Annotated in this window: 21 protein-coding genes; 14 read left to right on the top strand and 7 right to left on the bottom strand. The window is 63.5% G+C overall.

Features of this window, described 5'->3' with window-relative positions; translation table 11 throughout:
- Positions 1–16 precede the first annotated feature (16 nt).
- From NV382_RS15440 to NV382_RS15380, 13 genes are all read left to right on the top strand, one after another.
- Positions 17–1,198: a polymorphic toxin type 46 domain-containing protein gene (locus NV382_RS15440; RefSeq protein WP_260597600.1), complete on the top strand. Its 1,182-nt coding sequence runs from the start codon at positions 17–19 to the stop codon at positions 1,196–1,198.
- Positions 1,195–1,479: a hypothetical protein gene (locus tag NV382_RS15435; RefSeq protein WP_260597599.1), complete on the top strand. Its 285-nt coding sequence runs from the start codon at positions 1,195–1,197 to the stop codon at positions 1,477–1,479. Before NV382_RS15440 ends, NV382_RS15435 begins: the two co-directional genes overlap by 4 nt.
- A gap of 128 nt (positions 1,480–1,607) precedes the next feature.
- A complete protein-coding gene (locus NV382_RS15430) occupies positions 1,608–2,030 on the top strand; it encodes a hypothetical protein (RefSeq protein ID WP_260597598.1) in 423 nt (140 codons plus the stop codon).
- A gap of 17 nt (positions 2,031–2,047) precedes the next feature.
- A complete protein-coding gene (locus NV382_RS15425; protein WP_260597597.1) occupies positions 2,048–2,524 on the top strand; it encodes a hypothetical protein in 477 nt (158 codons plus the stop codon).
- 87 nt (positions 2,525–2,611) lie between these two features.
- Positions 2,612–3,085, top strand: a complete 474-nt coding sequence (locus NV382_RS15420) for an SMI1/KNR4 family protein (RefSeq protein WP_260597596.1) — start codon at positions 2,612–2,614, stop codon at positions 3,083–3,085.
- A 94-nt stretch (positions 3,086–3,179) separates the two neighbouring features.
- On the top strand, positions 3,180–3,755 hold the full coding sequence (locus NV382_RS15415; protein WP_260597595.1) for a hypothetical protein: 576 nt from the start codon (positions 3,180–3,182) through the stop codon (positions 3,753–3,755).
- A 49-nt stretch (positions 3,756–3,804) separates the two neighbouring features.
- Positions 3,805–4,284: an SMI1/KNR4 family protein gene (locus NV382_RS15410; RefSeq protein ID WP_260597594.1), complete on the top strand. Its 480-nt coding sequence runs from the start codon at positions 3,805–3,807 to the stop codon at positions 4,282–4,284.
- Positions 4,285–4,375: 91 nt separating this feature from the next.
- On the top strand, positions 4,376–4,927 hold the full coding sequence (locus NV382_RS15405; protein ID WP_260597593.1) for a suppressor of fused domain protein: 552 nt from the start codon (positions 4,376–4,378) through the stop codon (positions 4,925–4,927).
- A gap of 112 nt (positions 4,928–5,039) precedes the next feature.
- A complete protein-coding gene (locus NV382_RS15400; protein ID WP_260597592.1) occupies positions 5,040–6,185 on the top strand; it encodes a DNA replication/repair protein RecF in 1,146 nt (381 codons plus the stop codon).
- Positions 6,186–6,299: 114 nt separating this feature from the next.
- Positions 6,300–7,070: an OmpA family protein gene (locus NV382_RS15395; protein ID WP_260597591.1), complete on the top strand. Its 771-nt coding sequence runs from the start codon at positions 6,300–6,302 to the stop codon at positions 7,068–7,070.
- Between the two features lie 88 nt (positions 7,071–7,158).
- Positions 7,159–7,806, top strand: coding sequence for a hypothetical protein (locus tag NV382_RS15390; RefSeq protein ID WP_260597590.1), 648 nt, complete (start codon positions 7,159–7,161; stop codon positions 7,804–7,806).
- 98 nt (positions 7,807–7,904) lie between these two features.
- Entirely contained in the window at positions 7,905–10,403 is a 2,499-nt protein-coding gene (gyrB, locus tag NV382_RS15385; RefSeq protein ID WP_260597589.1) for a DNA topoisomerase (ATP-hydrolyzing) subunit B, read from the top strand.
- Positions 10,404–10,511: 108 nt separating this feature from the next.
- Complete coding sequence (locus tag NV382_RS15380) at positions 10,512–10,934, top strand: hypothetical protein (protein WP_260597588.1); 423 nt, start codon at positions 10,512–10,514, stop codon at positions 10,932–10,934.
- 86 nt (positions 10,935–11,020) lie between these two features.
- Here NV382_RS15380 and NV382_RS15375 read toward each other — a convergent pair whose 3' ends face one another.
- The 7 genes from NV382_RS15375 to NV382_RS15345 form a co-directional block, all read right to left on the bottom strand.
- Positions 11,021–12,259 (bottom strand): NACHT domain-containing protein, encoded by a 1,239-nt coding sequence (locus NV382_RS15375; protein ID WP_260597587.1) that lies wholly within the window; start codon positions 12,257–12,259, stop codon positions 11,021–11,023.
- Between the two features lie 904 nt (positions 12,260–13,163).
- Positions 13,164–14,048 (bottom strand): NAD(P)H-hydrate dehydratase, encoded by an 885-nt coding sequence (locus tag NV382_RS15370; RefSeq protein ID WP_260597586.1) that lies wholly within the window; start codon positions 14,046–14,048, stop codon positions 13,164–13,166.
- A complete protein-coding gene (locus NV382_RS15365; protein WP_260597585.1) occupies positions 14,045–14,815 on the bottom strand; it encodes a histidine phosphatase family protein in 771 nt (256 codons plus the stop codon). The genes NV382_RS15370 and NV382_RS15365 overlap by 4 nt, the downstream gene beginning before the upstream one ends.
- Positions 14,816–15,493: 678 nt before the next feature.
- A complete protein-coding gene (locus tag NV382_RS15360) occupies positions 15,494–16,369 on the bottom strand; it encodes a M61 family metallopeptidase (protein WP_260597584.1) in 876 nt (291 codons plus the stop codon).
- A 39-nt stretch (positions 16,370–16,408) separates the two neighbouring features.
- On the bottom strand, positions 16,409–17,428 hold the full coding sequence (locus NV382_RS15355) for a M61 family metallopeptidase (protein WP_260597583.1): 1,020 nt from the start codon (positions 17,426–17,428) through the stop codon (positions 16,409–16,411).
- A gap of 271 nt (positions 17,429–17,699) precedes the next feature.
- Positions 17,700–18,065, bottom strand: coding sequence for an antibiotic biosynthesis monooxygenase family protein (locus NV382_RS15350; protein WP_260597582.1), 366 nt, complete (start codon positions 18,063–18,065; stop codon positions 17,700–17,702).
- The gene (locus tag NV382_RS15345; RefSeq protein ID WP_260597581.1) at positions 18,062–18,391 is read right to left on the bottom strand and encodes an NIPSNAP family protein; all 330 of its coding nucleotides are present in this window, start codon (positions 18,389–18,391) and stop codon (positions 18,062–18,064) included. The genes NV382_RS15350 and NV382_RS15345 overlap by 4 nt, the downstream gene beginning before the upstream one ends.
- A 119-nt stretch (positions 18,392–18,510) precedes the next feature.
- Here NV382_RS15345 and NV382_RS15340 point away from each other — a divergent pair, with 119 nt between their 5' ends.
- Complete coding sequence (locus NV382_RS15340; RefSeq protein ID WP_260597580.1) at positions 18,511–19,233, top strand: ArsR/SmtB family transcription factor; 723 nt, start codon at positions 18,511–18,513, stop codon at positions 19,231–19,233.
- Positions 19,234–19,316: the final 83 nt, after the last annotated feature.

Genomic DNA, 19,316 nt, shown 5'->3' with positions numbered 1-19,316 from the left:
CGCCCGGACCCCATCGATGACGATGCAGCCCGCGGCCCGCGTCGGCGACGATATCGCGCACAGTAACGCCGGCATCGGCATGCTGCGCGGCGTGCTCGTCGGCGCAGCGGTGGGCGCGGTGCTGATCGGCGCGACGATCGCCACTGGCGGGCTCGCGCTGGTCGCAGCGGCGGGGGCGGCAGCGGGCATGGTCTCCGCCGGCGGCCTGGGCGGCATGTATATCGGCGAAGCATCAATGGGGCCGGCGTGCGGCAAGTTCGTCACCGGCTCGCCCAACGTGTTCATCAATGGCCGCCCGGCGACCTTCACCGCGGGATCGACAGCGTCGTGCAGCAAGGATGGCGGCAGCCCGATCCCGCTCGCCACCGGCTCCTCCACCGTGTTCATCAATTTCGGCATGGCCGGGCGGCAGACCGAGAAGATCGGCTGCAGCGCGCAATCCGTGCCGCAAGTCTCCCCCAACGTGTTCATCGGTGGTGCCAGCGCGCAGGATCCCCGCGTCGCGATCCAGCCCGAAGTGCCGGCCTGGGCAGTCACGACGCTGAAGGTGCTCGGCATCGCCGGCGCGGTCGCCGCCTTGCCGTTTGCCGTCGCGACGGCGGGCGTGGCGGCGACGTTGGCGATCGGAGCGGCATCGACAATCGGCAGCATCGGCCTGGCGATCGGCGGTCGTGCTTTGGGGGAAGCGCTGGGCCTGTCGGAGGCGAATACCCGCGCGCTCGAGGTCGGCGGGGGACTGGTTGGTGGCATGCTCGGCGGCAGGGCGGGTGTCGGCGCCGTGCGCGGCCAACGTGCAGCGGTCGCACAACGCTTCTACGAGGACCAAGGATTTGCACAGAAAGACATTCCTGGCCACATAAAGGGGATCAACTTGGACCGGCCGGTGAGCGTCGCGACGATCCCGAAGGACACTCCAGTAACCCAGTATCAGGTGCCCGGTGGCCGGCAGGGCAACTATTACGCGCCGCCGGGCACGCCGGCTTCGAAGCTTGGCATTTCGCCGGAAGGCGTCTCGCGCACCACCGGCGCCGTAGTCAATAAGACGCCGCTGACCTACACGACGACACGCGATGTCCAGGTACTGCGATCCACCGCTGCATCTGTCGACGACACTTGGTCGGTCCCGGGAACCACTTATCGCGCCGAAGGTGGCGGAACGCAGTATTTTGTCACTGACAAGGGAGCATTTGCACCATGACCAGCGATCTCAGTTTTACCCAAGCGCTGGATCTTGCGCGTGAGCACGCGGCTCGGGGACTGGAGACGTACCCATTCGATGCCATTTACCGGACGACGCTGGACAAAGTCCGTCTGATCGATGCGGTTCTGGCGGGGGGCGGGAGCTTGGCCGAAGTCCCGCGGGATCCTGATCTCGGCCTCATGGCAGCGAAGGAATTGGGCAATGACGAGGCGGCCTTTGCCCATGCCTTGCACGTGATCCAATACGAGATCGAACATTCAGCGCCGAGCCCGAGCTAAACGCGCCATGCGCACCGGCACAGTAAGCTCCGGGTGACGCAAGCCCATCCCCCGTGGCGATCAGATGGGATGGACAATAACAGACGCTCGAACAATTGCCGGCGCCGTACAACCAGGAAACTACGGCCATGGAATTAACGGAGAGGATTCTTCACGAGATCCAGCAGCATTGCTCCAAGGGAGACATATTGCTCGAGCGCAACGATGCGACCGCCGCGATCGCCGCTTACAACATGGCATGGGAATTGGTGGCCGAACCCAAGAACGAGTGGGAAGCCTCGACATGGATTTTGGCGGCGATCGCCGACGCCTCGTTCAAGGGCGGGTATCTGACATCGGCACGCAAGGCGATCGACTATGCGATGACGTGCCCTGGGGCGATCGGCAATCCCTTCCTGCACCTGCGCCGCGGTGAAATATTGTTGGACCAGGGCGAGAACGACGCCGCCGCCGACGAATTGATGCGCGCCTATATGGCCGAGGGCGACCATATCTTCGCCGACGAGGACCCTAAATACTTGAGCTTCCTGCGCACGCGGGCAGATCTTTAGCCGGATGGAATACGTCGATGCTGCTCCATCCATCCTTTCGCATCTTCCAATACGGTCCGCCCGCGCGGCCGGAAGATGTGCAGCGCGTGACCGAGCGCTACCCGGCATTGCCCGCCGGATATCGATCCGCGGTCGAGGAAGCGACGGCGGTGACGTTGCTGTGGAACGGTCGTGGCGAGCTGCGGCTGTGGGGACCGGAGGAAGTGCTGGCGATGGATGCGGCATACGGTGTTTCGGCGATGATCCCAGGCGCCATGCCGTTTGGCGACAATGGCGGCGGCGAGATCCTGGTCTATGGTGATGGGCTGCGCGGGCCAGGCCTGTACCTGCTGGAGGCGGGATCCTTGTTTCTCGATGAGGACGCCGAGTGGTTGGCGACCGATGTTGATACATTGCTGACGTCGGCCGAGGGCGCCGCAAAGATCTTCAAATCCGATCCGATCGACCCGGCCGACCTTGGCCCCCCGATATACCGCGACGGCGAGTTCCGCTGAGGGCCAGCAACAGCCGCATTCCGCTACAGTGCCACGAAAAACGACGCTCACGCTGGCGACAAGCGGTACATAGCCATGAGGACCATGATGAACTATCTTCCCCTGCTCGCAACACGCGCCGAGCCGGCGCCCGACGGCGACCGCGCCAGGCTAGAGGCGATGGTCGCAGCGGCCGTGCCGGAAAGCTATTGGTCGTTCCTGAGCCAGAGCAATGGCGGGCATTTCCGCGACAACATCGTGACCATTCCGGGCGACGACACGGTCCTCAGCTACATGTATTCGACGACGGCGCGGAGCTACAATATCTTCGATGATTACGAGATGCTGCGCGGCATGGACCGCATTCCGGTACAAGCCCTGCCGATCGCAGACGATCCGGCGGGCAATGTGTTCATCGTCAGCGTCGAACCGGACACGCATGGCCAGATCTTCTTTTGGGATCACGAACGAGAGCCCGAAAATGGCGGCACGCGCCTGGCCGATTTTCCCAACATGACGTTCGTCGCCGATGATTTCGCCACCTTCATCGCCAACCTGAAGCCGGACCAAACCGAACCATGACGCATCGCTCTGTCGCGCAAAGACGAGCGCGTCATCGTCATGTATCGGTAGCGACGAACAGACACTGGCGACAACAACCCATATGGCACGGACCATGATCGAGACGCTTGGAGAATTGCCGGCACTTTCCGCCAGCTGGCTTGCGCCGCTCGAGGCCGCCGATCCGGACCTGTATGCAGAACTCGCCGAATCGATCGTGATAGAATTGTCCCGTGACCGCTTTTCTGAGCCGCTGCCAGCGGACGCTGCAGCGGTGCTTTCGACCGTCGACCTGCGCGGCAAGGAGATTGGCGCGTTCCGTTTCGCGCCGGCCGCCGGCACTACCCCGGCCGAACAAATCGCGCATTACGATCGCGCTATCCGCCAGCGGTTCGAGGCGAGCGATGACATCCTCTTCATCGGCGATTATGGTGCCGGAAGCATCTTTGTGTCGCCGCAGGGCGTTGGTCTGCTCGACCCGACGGACGACCCCCCAGGCATTATCGCCCTGGCCGCTACCTTCTACTCGTTCGTCCTCGCGCAGGCCAATGCGTACGACGCGTACAAGATGTTCATCGTCAAGAACGACGATATCGGGGCGTATCGGTCGGCCCCGACCGCCTGCTCCCAATTGCCGGCCTTAGCGGATGCCGATGTCGGCCTGATATTCGACGCACAGCTCAAGGCGTGATCGGCGCATATTGCTCGCAGCGGGCCGCCGGCGCCCACGGAGGACCTCGATGGATTATCTCAGCCTGCTTGATACGCACGCGGCCCCGATATCGGACGCGGACGTCGCGAAACTCGAAGCGCTGATCGAGGCACCACTACCCGAAAGCTATGTCGAATATCTTCGTCAGAGCAATGGCGGCACGTTCCGGATCAACACGGTCGATCTGCCGCAGTTGGGCGATGAAACGGTGCTCAACTACATGTTCACGACGATCGACCCGAGCTACGATATCGTCGAGCAGTATCGCATGCTGCGCGGCATGGACCGCATCCCGGTCCAGTCTCTGCCGATCGCGGACGACCCGGGCGGCAACAAGTTCCTGATCAGCCTGGAGCCCGCCACGTATGGGCAGGTGTTTTTCTGGGATCATGAGGACGAGCCCGAGGATGGCGGCGCGCGCGTCGCGGATTTCCCCAACATGACCCATCTGGCCGATGACTTCGCCACCTTCATCGCCAACCTGAAGCCGGACGAGACCGGATCATGACGCTGCTCGACCGCTTGAACACGGTGCGCACCGCAATGGATCGGTCGATCACGCGGCCCGACAAGGCTCCTCTCCCATCGGTTGAACGCTCATGACATGGCAGGCCAGCATCAAGGATCACTATCGGAACGCCTGGCACGGCACGCCCGAACCATGCGACTTCACCGCCGGCCCGGCCCGTGATCTGCCGGACGGGTTCACGGTGCTGCGCTTTGCGCCGCATGGCGAGCGGACGATGTGGACCTATGCCACGCGGTGCATGTCCTCGCCTGCCGACGAGAATCCCATCGAACTGCACCTGTTCAGTCCGTGGCGGGCGGATGAACTGGTCGAGTTGCTTGTCGTCACCGCCCATTTCCATCGCACCGGCGCCACGCTCGATGTCGGCCATTCGGTCAATTACGGGCGCCCGTGGATCGCAGAGTCCGATTGCAGCTACGGGCTGATCTCGCTGCCCTATCTGGATGGCCCCATGCTGGAGACGCTGACCGTGGAGAGCCGCGAGATCAAAATCTATTGGCTTGTTCCGGTCACGTTCGCCGAAATAGCCTACAAAAAGGCGCATGGCGTGGAGGCTTTAGAGGAGGCATTCGAACAAGCCGCCTTCGACTATCTCGATCCGCAGCGGCGCAGCGTGATCTGAACACGAGCCGCTCGAGGCATCACGGTGCCGGCACAATGCCAGTCCGGCGTACGGGCTCCCCCGCGTAACACCACGCGACGGCGCGACGATCCGCCGCTAAAGGGGCGCGTTCATGCTCGCGCGCCTCGTCCTGACCGATTTCCGCAACCATGCCGACACGGTGATCGCGCCGGGGCCGGGCTTCGTCGTGCTGACCGGCGAGAATGGCGCGGGCAAGACCAATGTACTGGAGGCGGTGTCGCTGCTCGCGCCGGGGCGCGGGTTGCGGCGCGCGGCGCTTGGCGAGATGGCGCGGCAAGGCGGGCCTGGTGGTTTTGGCGTCGCAGCCTCTCTTATCCCCTCCCGCTCGCGGGAGGGGTCGGGGGAGGGCCTGTCGAACATACCCGACGCGATCGATGGACCGCCGATCCCACAAGCGGGTGCGGAGTTGGTCGAGTTCGCCACCGGCACCCTCCCCTCGGCGCCCGAACGGCGCATCGTCCGCATCCAGGGCGCGCCCGTTGCCGCCACCGGCCTCGCCGAATGGCTCACCATCCTGTGGCTCACCCCGGCAATGGATCGCCTGTTCGCCGAACCGGCCAGCGAACGCCGCCGCTTCCTCGATCGGCTGACGCTCGCGCTCAGCCCCGGCCATGCCGTGCACAGCAACCGCTACGAGGCGGCGATGCGCGCGCGCAACCGCTTGCTGGCCGAGGAGACGCCGCCCGATCCCGACTGGCTGACCGCGCTGGAAGCGCAGATGGCGGAACATGGCGCCGCGATCGATGCCGCGCGGCGCGACACCGTGGCGACGCTCGCCGATGCCATGGCGGACCAGCCGGAAGGCCCGTTTGCCCGCGCCGGGCTGGCGCTCGACGGGTGGCACGGCGGCGGCGACACGCTGGCCGCCGATCTCGCGGGCGGCCGACGCCGCGATGCCGCGGCCGGTCGCACGCTGGTCGGCCCGCATCGCACCGATCTGGCGGTCACCCATCTCGGCAAGGGCCAGGCGGCGGCGCTCTGCTCGACGGGCGAACAAAAGGCATTGCTGCTCGGCATCGTGCTCGCCCATGCCGATCTCGTCGCGCAGCGCACCGGCCGCGCGCCGATCCTGCTGCTCGACGAGGTTGCCGCGCATCTCGATCCGGTGCGCCGCGCGGCCTTGTTCGCGCGGCTGGCCGGCAAGGGCCAGGTGTGGATGACCGGCACCGAGGAGAGCCTGTTCGCCGCGATCGGCGATGATGCGTTCCGCCTGACCCTAGGCCGGCCGCCTGCCTGAACCTCAGCTCCCGGCAGGCGGCCTGAACCTCAGCTGTCGGCGCAACTCACCGGGCGTTCAAGCGTCTGGTGGCACCTCGCCGCCATCGGGCGGGGGCCTTGAGGAGATACGATCATGAAACGCAATGCCATCCTGCTCGCCACGTTGCTGGCGGCCACCGCCACGAGCGTCGCCGGAACCGCCTCGGCGCAGTCGCGCTGGGATTATGACGGCGGGCGCCAGGGCGACCGCGAATATCGCCTGGTCGGGGCCGGCGTCCCCACCCTCTACCGCGAGCTGCGCGCCACCAATCGCGGTCGTGCCTTCGTGATGCGCAATTTCGACGACAATCGCGATGGCCGCATTTCCCCGCGCGAGGCACAGGCCGCCAACCGCGCCTTTGCCGATGTCGCCGGCCCCCGCCGCGATCGCTTCGATTGGGATCGTCGTGACGGCATCCGCGGTGGTGGCACGACCATCGTCGAGACGACCACCTGGGATCGTGGCGCGATGCGCAACTATGGTTTCCGCCAGACCTCGCGCGGCGCGACGCTGAACCTGCAGGAAGACGTGCTGTTCAAGACCGACAGCGACGTGCTGCGCCCCGGCGCGATCGATAAATTGCGCCCGCTGGCCAATTATCTGCGGGCCGAGCCCGGCGTGCGCGTGGCGATCGACGGCTATACCGACGCGCGCGGCACCGACGCCCATAACCAGGATCTGTCGGAGCGGCGCGCCGCCAGCGTCCGCGCCGCGTTCGACACGATGGGCGTGACGCGCGCCCGCTTTGCGGTCGTCGGGCATGGCGAGGCCGATCCGGTCGCCAGCAACACCACGCCCGCCGGCATGCGGCAGAACCGGCGTGTCGAAGTGACCCTGCTCGGCCAGCGCGCCGACCGCTTCTGACGGTCATCCGTTTCTCCCTGGCGCGACGCGGAACAAGCGTCGCACAGGGTTCGTTATGCTGCCGTTCCAGAAATCCAGGAGTAAGATCATGCGCACTTTAGGACCAATCGTGCGGGCGTTGTGCGTCTCTGCACTGCTCGCAACCTCGGCCACGCCGGCGCTCGCCCGCGGCAAGATGGATCGCGCGCGCGAAGCCGTCGCTGCCGCACGCGCCAAGGTCGAGGCTGCCAACAAGCTCGGCGCATCGGGCGATGTGCCGCGCCTGCAGGCAGAAGCACAGGCAGCATTGCGCACGGCCGAAGAGGATGTCGCCAGCAGCCGCAAGGACCAGGCGATCGCCGAGGCCAACCGCGCATCGCAGCTTGCCGATACCGCGATCGGCATTTCCGAGCGTAACCGCAACGTAGAGGCGAACGTCAATGCAGCCGACGCCGCCAATGCACAGGCCGCTGCCGCCGACGCCAATGCCCGCGCCGCCGCCGCCGAACAGGCTGCTGCCTCGGCCCAGGCCGATGCCGCCGCTGCACGCTCGGCGCCGCCGATCGTCGTCGCAGCCCCGCCCGCCCCGCCGGTGACGACGATCACCACGGAAACGGTGAAGACCGCCGCCACCCCGGCACCGGCACGCAGCGCGGCCCCCAAGCGCGTCGTGAAGAAGACGACCCGCGCGCCGGCGCGTGCGCGCACCGCGGTCAGCGAAAAGACCACCACGACGGTGACGACTGCCCCGCAATAAGCGGACCGATCACGGCCGCGCGGCATAGGCGCTGCGCGGCCGTCATCAAACTGACCATTTCGCTTCCGTTTTCAGCCCTCAAACCCTATATGCTGGGCATGGCTGAAGACCCCAACACCAACGATTACGGCGCAGATTCCATCAAGGTCCTGAAGGGCCTGGATGCGGTGCGCAAGCGCCCCGGCATGTATATTGGCGATACCGACGACGGCTCCGGCCTGCACCACATGGTGTTCGAGGTATCCGACAATGCGATCGACGAGGCGCTGGCCGGGCATTGCGACCGGATCGACATCACGCTCAACGCCGACGGCTCCGTGTCGGTCACCGACAATGGCCGCGGCATCCCGACCGGCATCCATAGCGAGGAAGGCGTCTCGGCGGCCGAGGTCATCATGACCCAGCTCCACGCCGGCGGTAAGTTCGAGAACACGTCGGACGATAACGCCTACAAGGTGTCGGGCGGCCTGCACGGCGTCGGCGTCTCCGTCGTCAACGCACTGTCCGAATGGCTGGACCTCACCATCTGGCGCGACGGCCAGGAGCATTACATGCGCTTCGCATTCGGCGATGCGGTCGCCCCGCTCAAGATCGTCGGCCCCGCCGCGATCGGCCAGAAGGGCACGCGCGTCACCTTCTTCCCGTCGCCTGCCACGTTCAAGATCACCGAGTTCGATTTCGACAAGCTCGAACATCGTTACCGCGAGCTCGCTTTCCTCAATTCGGGTGTGCGGCTGTTCCTCAACGACGAACGGCATGAGGAAGTGAAGACGACCGAGCTCTATTACGAAGGCGGTATCGCGGCGTTCGTGAAATATCTCGATCGCAACAAGATTCCGCTCATGCCCGAGCCGGTGGCGATCAGCGGCACGCGCGACGACGTCACGATCGACGTCGCGCTGGAGTGGAACGACTCCTATTACGAGAACGTCCTCGCCTTTACCAACAACATCCCGCAGCGCGACGGCGGCACGCACATGGCCGCGTTCCGCGCCGCGATGACGCGCACGCTCAACAATTATGCCGAGAAGTCCGGGCTCCTGAAGAAGGAGAAGGTCACGCTCACCGGCGACGACATGCGCGAAGGCCTGACCGCGATCGTCTCGGTCAAGCTGCCCGATCCGAAGTTCAGCAGCCAGACCAAGGACAAGCTCGTCTCGTCCGAAGTGCGCCAGCCGCTCGAAAGCCTGATGGCCGACAAGCTCGCCGAATGGCTCGAGGAGAACCCGGCGCACGGCAAGGCGATCGTCGGCAAGATCATCGATGCCGCCGCCGCGCGCGAAGCCGCCAAGAAGGCGCGCGAACTGACCCGGCGCAAGGGCGTGATGGATATCGCCTCGCTGCCCGGCAAGCTCGCCGATTGCCAGGAACGCGACCCCGCCAAGTCCGAGCTGTTTCTGGTCGAGGGTGACTCGGCCGGCGGCTCGGCAAAGCAGGGCCGCGATCGCCACTATCAAGCCATTCTGCCGTTGCGCGGGAAAATCCTCAACGTCGAACGTGCGCGCTTCGATCGCATGCTCTCCAGCCGCGAAATCGGCACGCTGATCCAGGCGATGGGCACCGGCATCGGCCGCGACGACTTCAAGATCGATAAATTACGCTACCACAAGATCGTCATCATGACCGACGCAGACGTCGATGGCGCGCATATCCGCACGCTGCTGCTAACCTTCTTCTACCGCCAGATGCCCGAGATCATCACCGGCGGCTATCTCTACATCGCCCAGCCGCCGCTCTACAAAGCGAACCGCGGCCGCTCGGAGGTCTATCTCAAGGACGACAACGCCCTCGACGACTATCTGATCGAGAACGGCGTTGCCGCCACCGTGTTGGAAGGTCCGGGCGGCGCGCGCTCCGGCGCCGATCTGCGCTCGCTGGTCGATCATGCCCGCCGCATGCGCACGCTGATGCGCTACGTCCCCCGCCGCTACGATCCAACAATAGTCGAGGCGCTGGCCATGGGCGGCGCGCTCGATCCCAATGCCGCGCGCGGTGACCGCTTGCGCGAGGTTAGTGAAGTTACACGCGGCCTGATGGCCGCCGATCCCGAAGCGAAATGGACCGTCAGCCTGACCGAGGATGGCAGCGTGCACTTCGAACGCGCCTGGCGCGGCGTAACCGATCACCACATCATCGAAGCGGCGTTCTTGGCCTCGGCCGAGGCACGCAAGCTGCACGCCCTCGCGCTAGAGCAGAACGAAAGCTACACGCAGACCGCGCGGCTGGTCTCGACCAAAGCCGCGACGGCACAGGCCGAAGCGGAAGAAGCCGCAGCGGATGCCGCCGACGATGACACGCCCGTGATCGTCTCGAAGGGACAGACGATGGTCGCCCGCCCCAGCCAGTTGCTCGACGCGGTATTAGCGGCCGGCCGCAAGGGCCTCGCCATCTCGCGCTACAAGGGCCTGGGCGAAATGAACGCGGAGCAATTGTGGGAAACCACGCTCGACCCGCAAAACCGTTCGCTGCTCCGCGTCGAGGTCGAACAAGCCGACATCGCCGACGAGATCTTCACCCGCCTGATGGGCGACGTCGTCGAACCACGCCGCGAATTCATCCAGGAGAATGCACTGAGCGTCGCCAATCTCGACGTTTGAGCGCGAATCTGGAGCGAACCGATTGCCTGGATTCAGAACCGATTGAGTGGACACGAGAGCCGATTGGATGTTCGAAATCACCCTAGCTTGTCCTAGATTGGTTAGAACTTGAGGGCTGATAAAGCCGTCAAGGAGCTTCGTGCCCTTGCCGTTGCGCGGCGAGAGCGGAACGTTCGAGAGATCTCCGCCCTCGATTCCTTTCTTGAAACTTGCGAGTCCTTAATTTCACCAGACCCGGAAATCGTGTCGGATCCCCTTTGGATTGCATTGAAGGAAATCCACGGTTTAGCCGCGAGAGCGACGGCCACCGATGTTATCGTGGACGCTGCGGGCAAGATCCTTCGACAAGCAAATGAGCCACTAGCTCGCAATGAGATCCTCCGGCGGTTGCTTACCGCCGGAGTTGTTGTTGGCGGTGATGAGCCTGGAAAGCATCTCGGAACTATCCTTTGGAGATCGGGCGTCTTCGAATCAAAAGAGCGCCGCTATTGGTTCAAACACGAGGATCGCCCAAACGTCCCTTCTTACTGATCTAGAATGAGCCGGCTGCGTGTCCAACTTAATCGATTGCATGTCTGACCACCCCGATTGGGTGTCCATACGGCGTTGGAACGGCGTTATGGGACTCGACGGAGCGGACGAGCTTCGGGCAGAACTCGCCGGCGACGGCGTAACTTATATCGTCGGCTATCCGGGAACGATGATCCTGCAGGCAAACGCATAAGCGCATTCAGATACAGCGGTATCCCGACCAGATCGCGGACATGCGGGGTCCGCCAGGCTCGATCAAGTAATGCGGCACCCTCGTCACCACGTATGGCCTCCGCGATCGCGAGCTGTTGACGATCATCGAGCGGTGAGATGTCGACGCGGGTCCCGGAAAGCGGGACGTCCATCGCTTGCTGGCGGGTCGACAGGATCAGCGCCAGTTCGGGAATTTCCGACTTGAGACGCTCAATTTCTACACGTGCGCGCTCGCGACTATTGGGGTCTAGCTCGTTCCAGCCGTCGAGCAGCAACACGGACCGTCCTCGTGCCGCCGCATCGCGCAGCTGTACATCGGTGGCGTCGCGCCATGTCGAACGCTCAAGAACTGATCCCAAGAGCGTGCTATTTCCCGTGACCCAGTCGGCAAGCGCGACATAGATTGGAAAGCTCTGCTCGCCGTCGAGAACGCTCTGGCAAATTTGCAGCAGCGTCGTCGTCTTTCCCATACCCGGCGCTGCTACAAGGATCAGGTCATCAAGTTCCTGAGCGGCGGCGGCGAGCGCGAAGCTGGACAGCGGCGCTTCCATCCCATCGACTGTGACTGTCAATCCGACTGCACTTTGTGGCCAGCGGGACGTCTGCCGAATAGTCCCAAGGTCGGCTCGCGCACGTTCACGCAAGTCCGCATATTCGAGCGACACGCTGTGGAATATGAGCGGTCTGCTCTGGCTGACCCGCCTCCAGGACGCCCGCTCAGCGTCCCACTTCAGCTGGCGGAGGCGATCAACAGTGTAATGTTTCTCGTCATCATCCACCTCGTCGCCGTGATTGCGACAGAGCCAGATGCCATTGTCCGCGGCTTTGCGTTGCTCGCTCGACATCTTCTCGTCGTAGCGAGGACCGCCGATCGCCGCCGCGCAGATATGGGCTGCAGTGCCGACTGTGATTTCGCCGGAACCGTCGGCGTTGGCTCCCGAAGTGGGAACGCCGCAAATCGAACAGACATGCCCGGCCAGTCGCTCTAACTTGCGCTTCACGGCGGCCGGAAACTCGTCGCGACGCCTGGTCACGCCCTTTTTTCCAAACTTGATGAAACTCCCAAGTTGAACATGTTCATCACAAGAATACTTAGTCGAGCGCGCAATCAATCAAGTGGCTTGAGCAACTCTTCGATGCCGTCATCCCAGCATCAAGCATGAGATCAACGGTGCTCATCGATGATCGCATGAAGGCATTTGTCGGCGTTAGCAGTTCTCCCAGAGGCAGTCTCTCCAACGTCTCAAAACTCCTAGCTTGGGCACGTATGGCGCACCCGATGGGATTCCAACCTTTCCTCTCCCTTTGGAGGGCAGCGGCCTGAATGTCCGCTTTTGTGAGCGCAAAAGCTAGCGATGAACGACCGAAAGGGGCTGCTTAGCAGACATCTGAGTTCAAGATGAACGAGTGTCTGCTGCTGGGAGGCTGCTGGCGGTCGTATGCCGGCTCTCGGCCGGGTTTGCCAGCATCCAGCACGCTACGATTGACCTTGCCAGGTCAAGTTGAACGGACGTCCGCTCCTGGCGAGCGGCAAATGCGGACTGAGCGGCAGCTTCTGGGTCTTTGCGCCCATTTCGGGAGGCTTGAACGGCTAGTTGAGGGGTGATTGATACGACATCGACAGGTCCGATGCGTCCGCCAGCGCCCTAAGACGTCATGTGGGCTCCGTCACAGAACAAGTCGTGTTGTCTCGTTATCTGATCACTGAAAGCGAACCGCCTGATGAACGGGCTGCCCGCGGCGGACCGGCCGAGAAGAGCTCAGGTGAAAGCTACGCTGCCACCCTGTCACAGATGGTGCCGACGCCCGCGGTGACAATCGTTGCGCGTGCAGACGACGATGCCGAGCCTATGCGGCGCAAAAGTTCGGTGTGTTCGATGCAGTGTTCCTGACAGGTGCATCTGCAGCATCAGCAGCTTGTAGAGGTCTGTGTCGAGCAGGCTGCGGACGACCGGATCGAGGCGGAAGCCGTAGGTATAAGACCCGTGTTGCGATGTCGGTGAAGGCCGTTGCCGATTACTGGGGTAGGAGGCGCGGGAACTCGTCGGGCAGTTCGCGCGCGAGAAAGCCGATCGGGCCGCTCGTCGTGGCGACCCGCCGGCCGCTCTGCCCATGCAGCCAGACGCCCCAGCCGGCGGCGACCAGCGGGGGTGTGCCGCGCGAGATGAGGCCGGCGATCGCCCCTGCCAGGACGTCGCCCGACCCGCCGGTCGCAAGACCTGTCCCGCCGCCCGCATAGTGCAGCAGGGCACCCTCTGGATCGGCGATCACCGTACTGCTGCCCTTGAGCACGACGACAGCGCCGAACTTGACCGCAGCATCGTGCGCGACGGCTGCCGGATTGGCGGCGATGGCGTCTTCATCCCGGCCTGACAGCACGGCCATCTCGCCATAATGCGGGGTCAGCACAAGGCGGCCGGAAAAATGCGCCGCCTCGCTGCGAAGGTCGCGCAGGCCGCCGATCGCCATGGCGTCGATTACCAGCACGAGATCGTCGCGCTGCTGAGACATCACCTGTCGCAAGAGCTCCGCGGCGACATCGGCGTCGCCGATGCCTGGACCGATCACCGCCGCATCGCATTCGGACAATGCTTTTTCGAGCGCTGGGCCCAGCGTGGGAGCAATTTCACCACCAGTACCTTCGTCAACCGCGATCGACGCCGCCTCCGGCACGAGCAGGCCGAGCATTACCGCCGCGGAGCCCACCGTTGCCATCTGCAGTTTGCCCGCACCGACGCGCAGCGCCGCTTCCCCGGTGAGACGAAGCGCGCCGGGCACCATCCGCGATCCGCCGATCGCGAGCACGCGGCCACGACTGTTCTTGGTGGTGCCGCTGCTGTGGACGGGCACGGGATTGGCCGCGATCCAGGCGCTGTCGATCGGGGTAGCTTCGTGTGTCATCCTCGGACTCCGGCGGCTGCATCGGACTCGGCGGTGACGGTCGAGGGGCTGCTTTCCTCGAGATGCGTCACGACATTGTAGCTCTCCAAGACCAGCTTCCCTTCGCGTCCGCTGCCGGGGTCGAAGCGGTATTCTGTCACCGAGCAATTGGCGACGTCGCCCTCCCGATCGATCGCAAGGATCTCTTCCTCGGAGAGGTTCTCAATGATGTAGCGCAGGCACAGCACGACAACCTGGTGCGCGACGATCATAACGCGGCGCTCGGCATAATGAAGCGTGATCGTGTCGATGAGCGAGCGCAGCCGGAAGATGACATCGCACCAGCTCTCGCCGCCGGGCGGGCGATGGTAGAATTTGCCGAGGATGCGTCGGAACTCAGCCTGTTCGGGGAAGACCGATGCGATGCCGCTTGTCGTCAAGCCATCGAGAATGCCGAACTCCTTCTCGCGCAGGCGCTCGTCGATGCATATCGGCTCGTTGCCGGCGGTGCCGCGGCTGTCGCGGAACACGCGCGCAGTGTCCTGCGCACGGGCATAGGGTGATGCGAGCAAGATCTCGGGACGATCATCCGCGTTCCGCGCGGCGAACCATTCGCCGAGCAAGCGCGCTTGCGTCTTACCGCGCGGCGACAAGGCGATGTCAACGTCCCGCGCGGATAGCTCGATGCGCTCGGCGCCGCGGGCGTGCGCCTCGTCGCGCGCCACATTGCCCGCACTTTCCCCATGCCGAACGATCCAAAGCGTGCTCGGCCAGCGCGGCGCGCTCATGCGCTATGCCGTGCGACGTTCCGTCGCAGCAGCGTTGCCAGATCGCATGCTTTGCATTTCAAGACGATCATCCGGACGGCTCCCTGCTTTGCGCGAAGAACCCAATGACCGGCGATGCTGTTCCATGCGTTTGCAGATACAAGCACAATCAAGGTCCCGTTTGGAACCCTCTTCGGGAAGGCCGTCGTCTTGAGTATCGCGAGGGGGAGACCGCTACAACCGCTGGTTAAGCGTCTCCGCTGGGCACCGTCGATGATGGCTCCAGCTCGGAATTGAAGCCGACGTTGCAGCCGAGTGCCGCGGGACTAACCCTTTGCGAGCGGTGCCGCTCAGGAGGGGATGTCGCTCCTCGGGACGCCTGGCTCGGAGTAAAACTCAGTGCGTTTAAGCGCGATTACGAAAGGAGCGGCGCGATGCGCATACGCTAACCTAGGTTACTGAAAGATCCCTGACTTGTGCCCACGAAGCAACAACCTACCGCCCGCGAAGGGGGCGCGCGAACGCCGCGACGAACTCACCGTCACGTGCGCGCATGATCCGATCGAGTTGGAACGCTGCCAGGCGGGGCAGCCTTTGTGATGCCTCGAGCTATCCCACACTAAGAGTGAGCACTAGGTTCGCGATCCGGATCGGCGCGGCGACGGAGGTTGCCGCGCCAATTTTCTCCACAACCTTGTGCTATCGACTTGCAAGAATTTCATTCAACCGCAGCCGCGCGCCCGGATTCGGCTCAAGGTGTGGAAACCGATGCCCTCCTCGATAGTCCACATTGACTTCCCGGGTCCGAGACTGCGATCGTGCTTTCACCGTCAGTAGCAACGGACCACCGTTCTGCGCGGCCTGGATCGCGTCGCCGATCGCTTGCTCGCTATAATCCAGTCCGTTAACGGACTGGATCAGCGCCCCTGATGTCAATCCCGCGTCGAACGCCGGGCTTCCCCACATCACTTCCTGCACCGTCCCACTCGTGGCGATGTTCAGCCCGACCGAGAAGCGTAGATCGAGCTGGGCCGCCTGCGCGTCGAAGCTCTTGCAGAAATCAGTACGATAATCACGGTAGACTAGACGGTAACCGCCGCGCCCCAGTCCTTCAAGCGGTGCGCCTTCTTCGCGGCGGTGCAACTGCTTATCTAGAAAATCGGCCCAGTCATGCTCGACGACACCATTGAGGGTGTCCACGACATCGTCTAGATCATAGGTTCGCGTTACCATGCTACCCTCGTCGATGCCAAAGAAAGCGCTCGCGAAGTCGTCGAGCGAGCGCTGATCCTCTGAGGCTTCGCGGATGAGCGTGTCCACCGCCAGCCACATCAGTTGGCCTTCCGAATAATAATCCTCATTGCGCTGCCAGCTTGGCCACGGCAGTGGCGCGCGGCCGTTGATCACGGGATCCTCGGTGGTGTCGGCCATCGTCCGCCACAGGCCTCCGGGACGCACATCGTAGGTCGCTGAAATTTTGGCGAGCAATTCAAGCGACGCTTTGGTCGACCACATTCCAGCGCGCGTCGTCAGCACATGTCCCCAGTACTGAGTTTGACCTTCGTACAGCCACATGAGGCTGTTGCGGATGGGAACTTCAAAGCTGGGCGTCCATTAGTCCGCGCCCCGGCGAAACTTTCCGTTCCAGCTATGGGTGAACTCGTGCGCGAACACGTCGCGCTTGGTACGGTTGGCTTCCCACTGCGTGAAGTAAGTTGGCGGCACGATAATCTCAGCCGACCGATGGTGCTCGATCCCCCCGCCGCCCAATTCCTCACTGAGGGCCACCAGGAAACGGTAGGTGTCGAAGTGACGCGCGGCAAAGAGCGTGTCCGCTTGCTTTACCAGAGCGGCGTGCAGCGCGACCTGCTCAGTCGTGAGCTCCAGGTCATCTGCCTGGTGCGCGAACAGATTCATGCGAACGGCGCCATCGTCGGCAATCACCAGTTCGCGGCAATGTACCCCCGCCATCAAGGGTGAATCGACCAGTACGTCCAAGGCTACCGGAGCGAAGCGAACGGTGTCCCCATCTCGCCTTTCTACCTCCAGCACAGTCGCATACTGCCATCCCTTCGGTAGCGTCATGCTGGCCTGTACCTCAACCCGGCGTGCGAAATAGCCGGCGGGGTAGAGCAGCACCCGCCCCCATTGCAGGTTCAGCATGTCTTCTGTCACGACGACATCGCCTTGGTTCGATGTCGTCGGAGAAAGGAATTGGAAGCTCACGTCGAGCGTCGACGTTCCGGCCGGAACGTCGATGTGGAACGCATAGACTTCAACCGGATCGCGTATCCAGTCGAGCACGAGATCGCCTGCCTTGATCTCAAGCCCGGCGAAGAGCTCGATCGGGTTCTGCGGCGAATGATAGCCTGGCATCCATTTGGGGTAGAGCAACGTCATCCGCCCGCTATTAGCGACCGGCACCACGAGCCTCGCGGAAACTATGCCTCGCATTGTGTCCGTGGCATCGATTTCCAGCACAAGCACGCCGCAATAATCCACGTCCTGCGGTGCCGAAATTGCCTCGGGCTGCATCGCCGGGCGTGGCAGATGCCCTCGGTCCACTTTCGCATCCGACATAGCCATACCGCTCGCTGGCGCCAGCAAGTCTTCCGTTTCGGACTGAATGATCATGCCAACTTCCTAATTTGCTTACCAAATCATTTTCCGGACGGCGTCCGCACTTCGCTGCCGCGACCATGACGCTCTGGGGAATTGTCGGTTCCACGCTCGAGGATTTTGGCTGGACACCAGGCCTCGGCGCTAATTGATGCTCAAGCAGGAGGCTGGTGGCTTTGGCAGGAAGCTCAGCCGCCGCCGTAGGCAATTATGAATGAATGGTCGAGGTTGGGAAGCCGGAAACCGCTCACGAACGTCTGGCAATTGGGTCGTCGCGACCGCAAGTTCAGCAGACTTCGCTACGCGGTGTTAGATGCGCGTTGCGGCTGTCCCGCGGTGCTTGCGCGCGCGCGAACATGCCGTAGTCGCGGGACACCTCGGCAACGCGCAGTCGGTAATCCGAGAACACGCCGGCCCGACCGCGCGCCTGCGTGGCTCGATGGGCGGCCGTATTGCGCCAGGCCATCACAGCTTGCTCGTCTCGGAAGAACGAGAGCGACAGCATCTTGCCCGGATCGCTCAAGCTCTGAAACCGCTCGACCGATATGAAGCCGTCGACAACACTAAGCTCGAGCTTCAACGCGGCGGCGAGATCGAGGTAGCGCTGCTTGCAATTGGGGGCGGGAACAACCTCGAAGATGACGGCGATCACGCTGGCACCGACCGCGAATGCCGTGTGGATGCCAGTCGCAGGAAGATGCGTTCCTCGCGCGTGATGAACCGCTCTCGCCTGGCAAACTCATAGTTTTCCCGGCCCAGTGGGTCGTCGCACAGGCGTGCGCGATAGGCTTCGTACGCCGCCAAGTCTTCAATCGAGTAGACGCCATAAGCGGTTGTCGCCGAGCCTTCATGTGGCGCGAAGTATCCAATCAGGTCGGCACCGCAGCGTGGGATGGCCTCGCCCCAATTACGGGCGTACTGCTCGAAGGCATCTACGCGGTAGGGATCGATTTCGTATCGTATGAAGCATGTGATCATCAGTGTGTCTCCGTTTGCTGCCGCGTTGTAGCCGGGGAAGCGGCTGCGAAGCTTCGATCTCGATCGAAGCGTCCCGGCGGAACATGTGATAGCGCGCAGGCAATTAGATGGAGGGCCGCATGCTCACGACTAACGCCTTCGCCGGGATCGGCGCGCTCGTTGGCGACCCGGCGCGGGCGAGCATGCTGGTCGCCCTGATGGATGGCCGGGCGCTCACCGCTACGGAACTCGCTACTGTCGCTGGCGTGTCGCCGCAGACCGCCAGTAGCCATCTCGCGCAACTCGTCGCCGGGGAATTGGTCGCAGTGGAGCGCCAAGGTCGCCATCGCTACCACCGCGTGGCGACGCCCGCGATCGCACAGATGATCGAGGGCATGATGGCGGTCGCCGCCACCGGTTCTGCCAATCGTCGCGCGGCGACTCCAACCGGCCCGAAGGACCTGGCGATGCGTCGGGCAAGGACGTGCTACGACCATTTGGCCGGGCGCGTAGCCGTGGCGATCGCCGATAGTATGGTCGTGCGCGGTGAGATCAGGTTCGGTGTCGATGGTGGCGAATTGACCGGGCTGGGCGCACGTCTGTTGGTCAACGCTGGGTTCTACCTCCCTCAAGAAGATGGCCGGCGCGGTAGGAGAGCATTCTGTCGGCCATGCCTCGACTGGAGCGAGCGCCGCCCCCACATCGCGGGGCTGGTCGGGAGAGCATTGCTCCACCATTCCCTCGAATGGGCGTGGCTTCGCACTGTGGCCGGGTCACGAGCGGTCATCGTCACCCCGCTTGGCCGCCGGATGTTGGCAAGTCTGTTCGAACTGTCACCTGACTTATGGGAGGATGTGGTCTGAACGCTGTGGAGCGGCGCGGAAATGCGAAACCTAGCTCAGATTAACGAACATGGGGTAATTGCGGGAGCGAGTTACCTCGATCA

Origin of the sequence: Sphingomonas endolithica, from assembly GCF_025231525.1 — a bacterium.
Taxonomy (GTDB): domain Bacteria; phylum Pseudomonadota; class Alphaproteobacteria; order Sphingomonadales; family Sphingomonadaceae; genus Sphingomonas; species Sphingomonas endolithica.
This window is presented reverse-complemented; position numbering and strand designations above follow the sequence as displayed.